Source organism: Streptomyces sp. ISL-66 (assembly GCF_018614135.1).
Lineage (GTDB): Bacteria > Actinomycetota > Actinomycetes > Streptomycetales > Streptomycetaceae > Streptomyces.
In genome coordinates this window covers 1-11,307 of the sequence record NZ_JAGGOW010000003.1, presented here as the reverse complement: position 1 = coordinate 11,307, position 11,307 = coordinate 1, and the positions used below count along the sequence as shown (strand labels likewise).

Below are 11,307 nucleotides of genomic sequence, written 5' to 3'. Positions count from 1 at the left end.
GGGGGCAAAACCGTACACACTCCTCACCAATACGCCCCCGAGATCCCACAAATCGCCCACGATCGTAACCGTCCGCGGGTTCAACCCTGCAATGCCCGTCGGAGCCGGTCAGGGTTCACCCTCCAGAAGGTGTGCTGGTCACCGTCCACGAGCACGACCGGGATCTGCTCCCAATACAAGCGGTACAGCTCCTCGTCCTGCGAAATGTCTCTCTTCTCCCACTGTGCCCCCGTCTCGGCACAGACCTTCTCGATGACCTCCTGGGCGTCGTCACAGAGATGGCACCCCGGCTTCCCGACGAGCGTGACCAACCGCTCCTCGGGACGCTTCTTTTGCGCACGGCGCAGCAAAGGACTCATGTCCCCATTCTCCCGCCCCCGCGCACCGGCCGGACCGGAGCGGAGGCCGCGAAGAGTTCACGCCCCCGATTCCGATCGGTTCGGGAACTCCCGAACACAATGGCTATGCTCGCGTCATGTCCGCTCTCGGATGGCTCTCCCCCCGTAGGCGCTCCGCGACCGCGCGGAGCGTGCTGGCAGGCGAGGCCTCGGCCGAGGCCGCCCGCAAGACCGCGCTGGCCGATGACGCCCTCGGCGCCCTCACCCCGGACACGGCCGACGCGGCACCGGCCGGGACGCGGGAAGCCGAAGTCCCCGACACCGCCCCCGCACCGGAACCGGAACCCGAGTTCCCCGTGGCGGGCGACGACCTCGCCGCCGCCTTCTTCGACCTCGACAACACCGTCATGCAGGGCGCCGCGATCTTCCACTTCGGCCGCGGCCTCTACAAGCGCGAGTTCTTCCGCCGCCGCGAGCTCGCCCGCTTCGCCTGGCAGCAGGCCTGGTTCCGGCTCGCCGGCGTCGAGGACCCCGAACACATGCAGGACGCCCGCGACAGCGCGCTGTCCATCGTGAAGGGCCACAAGGTCTCCGAACTGATGTCCATCGGCGAGGAGATCTACGACGAGTACATGGCGGAGCGGATCTGGCCGGGCACCCGCGCCCTGGCCCAGGCCCACCTCGACGCCGGCCAGAAGGTGTGGCTGGTGACGGCCGCCCCCGTCGAGACCGCCACGATCATCGCCCGCCGGCTCGGCCTGACCGGCGCCCTGGGCACCGTCGCGGAGTCCGTGGACGGCATCTACACCGGCCGCCTCGTCGGCGAGCCGCTGCACGGCCCCGCCAAGGCGGAGGCGGTGCGCGCCCTGGCCGCGGCCGAGGGCCTGGAGCTCGACCGGTGCGCCGCCTACAGCGATTCGCACAACGACATTCCGATGCTGTCGCTGGTCGGGCATCCGTACGCGATCAATCCCGACACAAAACTGCGCAAGCATGCCCGCGCCAACGACTGGCGCCTGCGCGACTATCGGACCGGCCGCAAGGCCGTGAAGGTCGGCGTCCCGGCGGCCGCCGGGGTCGGCGCGATCGCGGGCGGCGCGGCCGCCGCGATCGCCCTGCACCGCCGCCGCAAGTAGCGGCCTCGGGCCCCGTACGGCCCCCCACCGGCCCTTCCTGTCCGACATGCCCTGCCCGCCTTCCGGGCAGGGCATTCGCATACCTCTACCCGCACCCCCGGCGCGGCACTCCGTCCTGCCCGACTCGGTCGCGAGCCAGCGGGGAAGCCGCCATTCCGCGCACCCAACCGATCAAGAACCGATCACCAACTGCGACTGAATATGCCTTCGACACGCAACAGAAGTGTCGTAACCGGTGATTTGAGCAACTGGGTGTAGCGCCGCCTGTACGAAGCGTTATTCTCCTCAAACGCATGCCACCGCCCATCTGTCGCCACGACGGGTGAACGGTCCCGCACTGCACGTGATGGAAGCTCTGCCTCTGGGAGTCCCGTGTACCCACCTGTCGGGGTTGACGCCTCGGGCCTGGCTACGCTGCGCGCAACGGTCATCGACCGCCTGCGCGGCTTCGTCCCCACCGCGTACGCCGTCCCCGCATTCGCCACCGCGGTCCCCGCCGGACTCGGCCCGGCCGGTCCTTGCTATGCCCTGACCGACGGCGGCGCGACGGTGGGCAGACGTGCACGCTCGGGCGCCGCAGCCGCGAGCGCAGCCGCCGGGACCACCGCGCCGACCGCCCGCCGCCCCACCGCGGACAGCGACCAGGCCCGCATGATGGACCTGGTCGAACGCGCCCAGGCCGGCGAGGCCGAAGCCTTCGGTCGCCTGTACGACCAGTACAGCGACACCGTCTACCGCTACATCTACTACCGCGTCGGCGGCAAGGCGACCGCGGAGGATCTCACCAGCGAGACCTTCCTGCGCGCGCTGCGCCGCATCTCCACCTTCACCTGGCAGGGCCGCGACTTCGGCGCCTGGCTCGTGACGATCGCCCGCAACCTGGTCGCCGACCACTTCAAGTCGAGCCGTTTCCGCCTGGAAGTCACCACAGGCGAGATGCTCGACGCCAACGAGGTGGAACGCTCCCCCGAGGACTCCGTCCTGGAGTCCCTCTCCAACGCGGCCCTGCTGGAAGCCGTACGGAAACTCAATCCACAGCAGCAGGAGTGCGTGACCCTGCGCTTCCTGCAAGGCCTCTCGGTCGCCGAGACGGCCAGGGTGATGGGAAAGAACGAGGGCGCCATCAAGACGCTCCAGTACCGGGCGGTCCGCACACTGGCCCGCCTCCTCCCCGACGACGCCCGCTGACGCCGCCCTCCTCCCCTCTCACATTCGGTTTCCCTCCCTGATGACATTGATGACACCGATGACACTGACGAAGCTGTGGTCCGATCATCCTTCGTCCGTAACCCAAGTGCCGCGCCGCTCGTTGTGGGGAATGCAGGCTCCCTGTGGACAAGCCCTGCCTGAAGCCACTCACTCGAAAGTGTGGATGTGCTCAAGGAAGGCAACCTTCCGGACACCTTGGGGAGTCGATCGTCATGACGAGAGGAGGTGCCGCCAGTGATCGCGAACGTGACTCCGCACCGGCGGGCGAACGCCTTCGCCCAGGCCCTGGAGGATCGGACCCCGTCCGATCTTTCGGAACCGGACCCGGCGGCCGAGCAGTCCGAGGCACCTGCCGAACCTGCCGACCACGACCGGTTGTTGGCCCTGGCGAGCGTGCTCGGCGAAAGAATGCCGCGCCCGGTGCTGGATGCCGAGGTCAAAATGGTGCAGCGAGCCCAGCTCGTCGCCGCCATGGAGACCATGGTGATGGAGGAAAGGGCCGGCGGCAGTGCCGCCTCGGACCCTCAAGTGCCCGAACAGCGGACCGGCCGCGGCGCCCACCGGGCGAGCCCGCTCCGGAAATTGCGGCCCCGCTCCCGCTGGTCCAAGGGCATCGCAGCGGGCGGCCTCACCGTAGGTGTGGCCGCGGGGGCCTTCAGCGGTGTGGCCGCCGCGAGCACCGACGCCCTGCCGGGTGACCACCTGTACCCCGTGAAGCGGGGCATGGAGGACATCCGGCTCGGGATGGCCGACGACGATTCGGACCGGGGCGAGCTCTATCTCGACCAGGCCTCGAACCGCCTGTCGGAAGCCCGTCGGCTGATGGAGCGCGGGCGGCTGGGCACGCTGGACCACGAGTCCCTCGGCGAGATCCGCCGGGCGCTCGCCGGTATGAAGCACGACGCCTCGGAGGGCCACCGGCTCCTCCAGGCCGCCTACGAACGGGACGGCTCGCTCGGCCCGATCCAGGCGCTGTCCTCGTTCTCCCGCTCGCACCGCGGCGCGTGGGACAGGCTCCGCGGGAACCTCCCCGCGCAGCTCACGGACGTGGGCGGCGAAGTCGAGTCGGTCTTCCTGGCCATAGACCAAGACGTGGCGCCGCTCCAGGGCCTGCTCCCGAAGCCTCCGGAGCAGACCCGCGGCTCCGGCCCCTCCACCAGGCCGAGTGCCCCGGCGGGCAATCAGCAGACGGCGCCCTCCCAGGGCACCCCGTCGGCCGCGCCCACCCCGTCGGCGCCGGGAACCGGATCCGCGAAGACCCCGCCTCCCGGCGGCGGCCTCCTCGGCGGTACGGGCGATCTGCTGAACCCGCCCGCGGGCCAGTCGACCCCCTCCGCGCCCGGCACCCCGCAGCACCCGCAGCCGGACATCACCCTCCCGCCCCTCCTCCCCGGACTCCTCCCCGGGCTGGGCCTCAAGGCGGAGGACGCGGACTGAAGCCGGCTGGCACCGGCTGACACCGAAAGCGCCGGCGGAGCTGCTCCCTCGCAGCCCCGCCGGCGCTCACGTGTGCCCGGGACCCGGCGGGCGTCCCGCGGGTCCGGTCAGAAGACGACGGGCCTCAGAAGAAGACGGACCGCCGCTGCACCAGCAGCTTGTACAGCGTGTGCTGGATCTGCTCCCGGACCTGATCGGTCAGGTTGAACATCAGCATCGGATCCTCGGCCGCCTCCGCCGCGTAACCCGCGGTCTCGATCGGCTCGCCGAACTGGATCGTCCACTTCGTCGGCAGCGGCACCGCGCCCAGCGGTCCCAGCCACGGGAACGTCGGAGTGATCGGGAAGTACGGGATCCCCAGCAGCCGCGCCAGCGTCTTCGCGTTGCCGACCATCGGGTAGATCTCCTCCGCCCCCACGATCGAGCAGGGCACGATCGGCGTCCCCGCGCGCAGCGCCGTCGACACGAAGCCGCCCCGCCCGAACCGCTGGAGCTTGTACCGGTCGCCGAACGGCTTCCCTATCCCCTTGAAGCCCTCGGGCATCACGCCCACCAGCTCCCCGGCCTCCAGCAGCCGCTGCGCGTCCTCCGCGCACGCCAGCGTGTGGCCGGCCTTCCGCGCGAGCTCGTTCACGACGGGCAGCATGAACACCAAGTCCGCCGCCAGCAGCCGCAGGTGCCGCTCCGCCGGGTGGTGGTCGTGCACGGCGACCTGGAGCATCAGGCCGTCCAGCGGCAGCGTCCCGGAGTGGTTCGCCACGATCAGCGCACCGCCCTCCTTCGGGATGTTCTCGATGCCCTTGACCTCGACCCGGAAGTACTTGTCGTACAGCGGCCGCAGCAGCGACATCAGGACCTGATCGGTCAGCTCCTTGTCGTAGCCGAAGTCGTCGACCTCGTACTCCCCGGTGATCCGGCGCCGCAGGAACGCCAGCCCGCCGGCGATCCGCCGGTCCCAGGCCTCACCGGCCGAGCTGCCCGGGCCCGAGGCCGCCGGGCCCGAGCCCGCCGCGCCCGAAGGCTCCGGGACGGCCGCGACCAGCGGCTGCGCCGCCTGTTCCGGCTCGGCCGCGGGCAGCGCCCGTACCCGCCGCGGCGGCCGCCGCCGCGGCCGGTCCTCGTCGAACGGAATGACCTTGGCGTCCGCCACTATCGCTTCGCTCCCTCAGCCGCCGGCGCCTTGCCCGCTCCGGTACTCGCCCCTGTGCTCGCGTCCACGTTCAACAGGTCCGCCACCCTGTCCACGGCCCGCGCCGCCCGCTCGGGCGGCAGCAGCCCGTTCCCCCGGCTCCGCGTGAAGTCGGCGAAGGTCTCGGCGGTCGTGTACATCGGTCTGAATCCCAGCACCTCGCGCATCTGCGTGGTCTCCACGACCCGCCCGTGCGTGAGGAGCCGTATCTGCTCCGGTGAGAAGTCGGTCGCCCCGATCGCCCGCAGCGCCGAGCCCAGCCACGTCACCGCGGGCAGCAGCAGCGGCAGCGCGGGCCGTCCCAGCCGCCGCGCGCACTGCGACAGCAGCAGTACCCCGTCGCCCGCGATGTTGAAGGTGCCGCTGTTCAAGGTCCCGCGCCCGGGTTCCCCGGCGGCCAGCCGCAGCACGTCCAGCACGTCGTCCTCGTGGACGAACTGGAGGCGCGGGTCGTAGCCCAGCACGGTCGGGATCAGGGGCATCGAGAAGTATTCGGCGAGGGCGGAGTCCGCGTAGGGCCCGAGGATGTTCGCGAACCGCAGTACGCACACGGCGACGTCGGGCCGTCTGCGCGCGAAGCCGCGTACGTAGCCCTCGACTTCGATGGCGTCCTTGGCGAAGCCGGCCGCGGGCAGCGATTTCGGCTGCGTGGTCTCCGTGAAGACGGCCGGATCCCGCGAGGTGCCCCCGTACACACTGGTACTGGACTTCACCACGAGGCGCCGTACCGTCGGGGACTTCTGGCAGGCCCCGAGGAGCTGCATCGTCCCGATGACGTTGGTTTCCTTGACGGTGCTGTACGAGCCGGAGCCCGCGCCCGTCGCCGCGCCGCCGGTGACCGCAAGGTGGACCACCGTGTCGACGGCGTTCTCGGCGAGTACGCGTGCGATCGCCGACTGCCTGATGTCCGCACGGACGAACTCGGCCGATCCCAGCCGGTGCGGCGGGGTCACCGCGTCGACCGCGATCACCCGCTCGACCTCCGGCTCCCGCTGGATCCGCCGCACGAAGCGGCCTCCCAGCTGCCGGGCAGCCCCGGTAACGAGCACGACCTTCCCCACGAGCTCAGCGCCTCCCTCGAAGAAGTCCCCCGGCTGCACCACAGCCCCTCCACCAGAATGGTGGAGGGGCTGCGGAAAACACGTACAGCTGCCGTTTACTTCTTGTTACGGCGCTGGACGCGGGTGCGCTTGAGCAGCTTGCGGTGCTTCTTCTTAGCCATCCGCTTACGCCGCTTCTTAATGACAGAGCCCACGACTACCCTCGCTCACTTCTCGGAACATCCCCGCGTCAGCGGGGATCTCGGTGCGGGGCGTCTGGGCCCACACGACCTACGTCGGCCTAGCCTACCCGTCCGAGCTCTGAGCTTGTAATCCGGTGCTTCCGAGGGGCAGCCGCGGGCTCCCGACCCCCGCTCTCAGGCCGATTCCACCCCCACGAAGGAGTCGCGCAGGTACTCGTGCACCGCATTTTCGGGGACCCGGAAGGACCGGCCCACCCGGATTGCGGGCAGATGGCCGTTATGGACCAATCGGTACACGGTCATCTTCGACACTCGCATCACCGAGGCGACCTCCGCCACGGTCAGGAACTGAACCTCACTGAGAGGCCTCTCGCCAGCAGCCATGACACACCTTGACCTTCCGCGCATGACGGGCACCGGCTTCCCCTCCGGTTACGCCCCGTCGTCGCACGCTCACTCACCAGAGTAGGGGCGTGTGATACGAGTGGGGAAGAGGAGCTACGTCCACTCCTGACGACCCGACAGACCCGCCCGATCGAGCACATAGCGAGTGAGCGGTCGGTAGTAGTCGGCGCGCACCGCGTCATCAAGCGGAACGGCCACCGAGACCCGCCCCTCGGCCTCCCCCACGAACAGCGCCGGGTCATCCGTATCGGCCAGCCCGATCGCCTCCACACCCAGCTGACCAGCACCGCAGACCCACCCGTGGTCGCCCACCACCAGCTCCGGCAGGGGCCCGCCGGCCTCCGCCAGGGCGCCGAGGGCGATCCGAACCGGCAGCGGAGAATGGGTGTGCGCGCCGGTGGCACTCCCGGCCGGACGCGCGCCCTCTTCCCGCACCAGTGCGACCCCTCGTACGTAATCGATCCTGTGCGGACGTACGCCGAACCGGGTCTGCATGTCGACGGCGACCCCCCGCGCCGGGGTGAGGACATCACATCCCGCCGCCGACATCGCCTCGGCCAATGTGGCGTAGAACCCCAGGAGCCGGTGCGGGTGACCGGTGGCGAACAGTACGGGCGCCCGCGCCCCGGCCGCCGCCCGCAGCCGCTCGGCGAAGGCCTCCAGCCCCGCCACCGTGCGCTCGGGGTCGATCACGTCCGGCCCGCTGACGTGCGCCGGATCCGCCGAGACCCCGCACTTGTCGGCCATCAGCCGCAGCAGGTCCCCCTCGCCCCAGCCCCACTCGGGGTCCAGCCCGAGCAGCACCCGGGGATCGCGCGCCGCGAACAGCCGGTAACTGCGCAGGCTCTCCTCCCGGGAAGTGGCGACGGGCCCGGCCAGCCGGGCGGCCAACAGATGCGCACGCAACGCGCCGGTACTCAACACCCTGCCGATGCTCCACCACCCGACCTGGCGGTTCATCAATTCCGCGCAATCACACCACCCTTGGAGTAATACGCATCCGCCCAGAGCCCGGTTCAGGCCAGCAGTCCCCGCAACGGGAACACCGACCGCCGCGTGGCGAGCACGGCCTGGTCGATCCGATCGGCGGGGTCGTATCCGGACTCCCATTCCCGCCAAGCCGCCGCCCGCCCGTCCGTCATCCGGCCCGGCGCCACCTCCCGCGTCCGCGCGTACACCTCGTCCCGCCAGGACCCCGGCACCGCCGTCTGCGGATCGATCGGCCGGTGTGCGGCGATCGCCACCAGGTGCGTCCACGACCGCGGTACGACGTCCACGACCGCGTACCCGCCGCCGCCCAACGCCAGCCACTTCCCGCCCGCATGAGCGTGCGCCAGCTCGTGGCAGGCCTCCTGGACCGCCCGCTGGGCGTCCAGCGACACCGCCAGATGGGCCAGCGGATCCTCGAAGTGGGTGTCGGCCCCGTGCTGGGTCACCAGCACCTGCGGCCGGAAGTCCGCCAACAGCTCCGGCACGACCGAGTGGAAGGCCCGCAGCCATCCCTCGTCCCCGGTGCCCGCCGGCAGCGCGATGTTCACCGCCGAGCCCTCCGCGCCCGGCCCGCCCGTCTCCTCGGGCCATCCGGTCTGCGGGAACAGCGTCCTCGGGTGCTCGTGCAGGGAGACGGTCAGCACGCGCGGATCGTCCCAGAACGCCGCCTGCACCCCGTCCCCGTGGTGGACGTCCACATCCACGTACGCGACCCGCTCGGCCCCCAGCTCCAGCAGCCGGGCGATCGCCAGCGCCGCGTCGTTGTACACGCAGAACCCGGCCGCACGCCCCGCCATCGCGTGGTGCAGCCCGCCGGCGAAGTTCACGGCGTGCTCCGCCTCCCCCCGCCAGAGCGCCTCCGCACCCGCCACCGACTGCCCGGCGATCAGCGCGGACGCCTCGTGCATCCCGTGGAAGGCCGGGTCGTCCATGGTCCCGAGCCCGTACGAACCGTCCGCGACCCCGGGGTCCGCGGACACCTCGCGCACGGCCGCCACGTAGTCCTCGCGGTGGACCAGCCGCAGGGTCGAATCCCCGGCCGGCCGGCCCGCCCGTACCTCGATCTCCCGGTCCAGCCCGAAGGCCCGTACCAGCCCCATGGTCAGCGCCAGGCGCACCGGGTCCATCGGATGGCCCGGTCCGAAGTCATACTTCGTTACCGCCTCGTCCCACATCAACAACCCGCGGCCGCTCATGCCCGACACCGTATCGGGCGCCCCGCGCACCGAACGAGCGGGCGTAGAAAAGAGTGACGAGGACGAGCACCATCGGCACGAGCATCGCGCCGCGGTAGTTCCAGGCGTCGCCGATCCCGCCGACCAGCGGCGCCCCGATCAGGAACCCCACGTAGTTGAAGATGTTGAGCCGGGCGATGGCCGTGTCCGAAGAGCCGGGGAAGAGCCGCCCCGCGGCCGCGAAGGTCTGCGGCACGATCACGCACAGCCCGATCCCGAGCAGCGTGAAACCGAGCATCCCCGACCAGGCCCCGGGCGCGCCCGCGACCACGGCGAAGCCGACCGCGGCGACGACCGTCCCGATCCGCACGACGGCCACGGCCCCGAAGCGGCGCACTCCCTGGTCGCCGACGGCCCGGCCGAGCAGGGTGGTCACCATGTAGACGTTGTAGGGGACCGTCGCGAGCTGCTCCGAGCTCCCCAGCACGTCCTGGAGGTACTTGGCGCTCCAGTTCGACACCGTCGAGTCCCCGATGTACGCGCACGCCATGACCAGGCACAGCGGCAGCAGCAGCTTGAACCCGCCGGGCCCGAGGCCCTTCTGCGCCCCGGCCTTCGCGGCTCCCGCGTCCTGGTCCACGTAGAAGCGGCTGGCGAAGAGCGCGAGCGGCAGCAGGACCACGACGGCGGGCACGTACGAGGTGAACAGCGAGAGGTGCCAGTGCGCGCCCGCCCAGGCGGCGGACGCGCCCAGGATGCCGCCGAGGCTGTACGAGGCGTGGAACCCCAGCATGATGCTGCGCCCGTACGCGCCCTGCAGGCTGACCCCGAGCATGTTCATGGACGCGTCGAGCGCCCCCACGAACAGCCCGAACGCCCCGAGCGCGAGCGCCACGTGCCACATCTCGGTTCCGGCGCCGACCCCGAGCAGCGCCAGCAGGACGAGCGGCTGCGCCCACCGCAGTACGGTGCTGGGCGCCACCCGCTTCACGAGGTGCTCGGTGGCCACGCTGGACAGCCCGGCGAGGATCGGCACGGCCGCCAGGAAGGCGGGTAGCAGTGCGTCGGATATGCCGTACCGGTCCTGGATGGCCGGGATCCGCGTCACGAGGAGCGCGAACGTCACTCCCTGCACGAAGAAACTGAAACCCAAAGCCCCGCGCCCGCGGCTCAGCCGCGCGTCTGCCGTCATGGCGGCTCAGCGTAGGCGGCGGTCCTACCGGTGGGTAGAGCGATCACATATCGATTGGGTCAGTGATCGAACCCGCCGCTGTAGCCGCCCTCCAGGCCCAGCAGCGCGGCCAGCTGGTTCATGTCCCCGAAGTAGCCGCTGGCCCGGGGCAGCAGCTCGGCGGGCACCATCGCCGTGTACCCGTACACGTCCATGCCGGCGGCCAGGGCGGCCTGGACGCCCAGCGGGCTGTCCTCGAGGACCACGCACCGCGCGGGGGCCACGCCCATCTGGTCGGCGGCGTGCAGGAACAGGTCCGGCGCCGGCTTGCCCTGGCCCACGTCCTCCGAGCTGAAGATCCACTCCTCCTCGAACCACTCGTCGAGTCCCGCCGCCCGGTGGCCGACCCGGATCCGCTCGTGGCTCCCGGAGGACGCGAGACAGTACGCCGTCCCCGTCTCCACGAGCGCGGTCAGCACGTCCTGGACCCCGGGCACGGGCTTGAGCTCGCGCTCGAAGGCCGCGAAGGTGCGGGCGTGCAGCGTGGTGTCGAAGTCGCCCGGCAGCGCCTGCCCGGTCCGCTCCCCCACGAGGTCGTGCACCCGGTGCACGGCGGCGCCCATGTAGTCGCGGAGCGACTCCTCGTACGAGGTCGGGTGCCCCAGCTCGGTCAGGTACCCGGCGAGGATGCTGTTGGCGAGCGGCTCGCTGTCCACCAGCACGCCGTCGTTGTCGAAGATGACGAGGTCGTAGCCCATGCGACAACCCTACGAGCCGTCAGTGCGAATCCATCCGGACCCCATGCCGGGCATCCGCAGGACATCCGAGGATCCTCGGGGTGACGGCCGGGCCGCCGGCCGAGCGGGGGGGCCGTGCCGGGCCGGTCCGACAGACCTCCCGGAGGCTGCGGAACCGGATTATGGCCGTAAACGCAGAAAAGCCCCGCACCGAACCCTGTAAGGGCTGGTGCGGGGCTTTCCCACAATAATTGCTCGGCGGCGTCCTACTCTCCCA

Annotated in this window: 12 protein-coding genes; 3 read left to right on the top strand and 9 right to left on the bottom strand. The window is 70.9% G+C overall.

From position 1 onward, the window contains the following. Window positions 1–80: 80 nt before the first annotated feature. Window positions 81–359 (bottom strand): glutaredoxin family protein, encoded by a 279-nt coding sequence (locus tag J7E97_RS00755; RefSeq protein WP_215021303.1) that lies wholly within the window; start codon window positions 357–359, stop codon window positions 81–83. A gap of 116 nt (window positions 360–475) precedes the next feature. Between J7E97_RS00755 and J7E97_RS00750 the strand changes: the two genes are divergently transcribed. The 3 genes from J7E97_RS00750 to J7E97_RS00740 all read left to right on the top strand — a co-directional run bounded on the left by J7E97_RS00750 (window position 476) and on the right by J7E97_RS00740 (window position 4,120). Continuing rightward, complete coding sequence (locus tag J7E97_RS00750; protein ID WP_215021302.1) at window positions 476–1,474, top strand: HAD family phosphatase; 999 nt, start codon at window positions 476–478, stop codon at window positions 1,472–1,474. Between the two features lie 372 nt (window positions 1,475–1,846). Beyond that, on the top strand, window positions 1,847–2,662 hold the full coding sequence (locus J7E97_RS00745) for an ECF subfamily RNA polymerase sigma factor, BldN family (RefSeq protein ID WP_215021301.1): 816 nt from the start codon (window positions 1,847–1,849) through the stop codon (window positions 2,660–2,662). Between the two features lie 255 nt (window positions 2,663–2,917). Beyond that, window positions 2,918–4,120 carry a DUF5667 domain-containing protein gene (locus J7E97_RS00740; protein WP_215021300.1) on the top strand — a complete coding sequence of 401 codons (1,203 nt, stop codon included), beginning with the start codon at window positions 2,918–2,920 and terminating at the stop codon, window positions 4,118–4,120. A gap of 124 nt (window positions 4,121–4,244) precedes the next feature. Here J7E97_RS00740 and J7E97_RS00735 read toward each other — a convergent pair whose 3' ends face one another. From J7E97_RS00735 to J7E97_RS00700, 8 genes are all read right to left on the bottom strand, one after another. Continuing rightward, a complete protein-coding gene (locus tag J7E97_RS00735) occupies window positions 4,245–5,270 on the bottom strand; it encodes a lysophospholipid acyltransferase family protein (RefSeq protein ID WP_215021299.1) in 1,026 nt (341 codons plus the stop codon). Next, window positions 5,270–6,370: an NAD-dependent epimerase/dehydratase family protein gene (locus J7E97_RS00730; RefSeq protein WP_308346130.1), complete on the bottom strand. Its 1,101-nt coding sequence runs from the start codon at window positions 6,368–6,370 to the stop codon at window positions 5,270–5,272. The genes J7E97_RS00735 and J7E97_RS00730 overlap by 1 nt, the downstream gene beginning before the upstream one ends. A gap of 95 nt (window positions 6,371–6,465) precedes the next feature. Further along, entirely contained in the window at window positions 6,466–6,564 is a 99-nt protein-coding gene (locus tag J7E97_RS00725) for a 30S ribosomal protein bS22 (RefSeq protein WP_003948845.1), read from the bottom strand. A 162-nt stretch (window positions 6,565–6,726) separates the two neighbouring features. After that, the gene (locus J7E97_RS00720; RefSeq protein ID WP_215021298.1) at window positions 6,727–6,936 is read right to left on the bottom strand and encodes a helix-turn-helix domain-containing protein; all 210 of its coding nucleotides are present in this window, start codon (window positions 6,934–6,936) and stop codon (window positions 6,727–6,729) included. A gap of 114 nt (window positions 6,937–7,050) precedes the next feature. Next, window positions 7,051–7,881: a phosphatase gene (locus J7E97_RS00715; RefSeq protein ID WP_215021297.1), complete on the bottom strand. Its 831-nt coding sequence runs from the start codon at window positions 7,879–7,881 to the stop codon at window positions 7,051–7,053. 92 nt (window positions 7,882–7,973) lie between these two features. Further along, window positions 7,974–9,143, bottom strand: a complete 1,170-nt coding sequence (locus J7E97_RS00710) for an acetoin utilization protein AcuC (RefSeq protein ID WP_215021296.1) — start codon at window positions 9,141–9,143, stop codon at window positions 7,974–7,976. Then, window positions 9,094–10,314: an MFS transporter gene (locus J7E97_RS00705; protein ID WP_215021295.1), complete on the bottom strand. Its 1,221-nt coding sequence runs from the start codon at window positions 10,312–10,314 to the stop codon at window positions 9,094–9,096. Before J7E97_RS00705 ends, J7E97_RS00710 begins: the two co-directional genes overlap by 50 nt. Window positions 10,315–10,373: 59 nt before the next feature. Beyond that, window positions 10,374–11,051: an HAD family phosphatase gene (locus J7E97_RS00700; RefSeq protein WP_215021294.1), complete on the bottom strand. Its 678-nt coding sequence runs from the start codon at window positions 11,049–11,051 to the stop codon at window positions 10,374–10,376. Window positions 11,052–11,307 lie beyond the last annotated feature (256 nt).

What these genes read in the sequence shown, in the direction of transcription:
- J7E97_RS00710 (WP_215021296.1), bottom strand. Translation starts at nt 9,143, where the DNA reads ATGAGCGGCCGCGGGTTGTTGATGTGGGACGAGGCGGTAACGAAGTAT.
- J7E97_RS00720 (WP_215021298.1), bottom strand. Translation starts at nt 6,936, where the DNA reads ATGGCTGCTGGCGAGAGGCCTCTCAGTGAGGTTCAGTTCCTGACCGTG.
- J7E97_RS00700 (WP_215021294.1), bottom strand. Translation starts at nt 11,051, where the DNA reads ATGGGCTACGACCTCGTCATCTTCGACAACGACGGCGTGCTGGTGGAC.
- J7E97_RS00750 (WP_215021302.1), top strand. Translation starts at nt 476, where the DNA reads ATGTCCGCTCTCGGATGGCTCTCCCCCCGTAGGCGCTCCGCGACCGCG.
- J7E97_RS00705 (WP_215021295.1), bottom strand. Translation starts at nt 10,314, where the DNA reads ATGACGGCAGACGCGCGGCTGAGCCGCGGGCGCGGGGCTTTGGGTTTC.
- J7E97_RS00755 (WP_215021303.1), bottom strand. Translation starts at nt 359, where the DNA reads ATGAGTCCTTTGCTGCGCCGTGCGCAAAAGAAGCGTCCCGAGGAGCGG.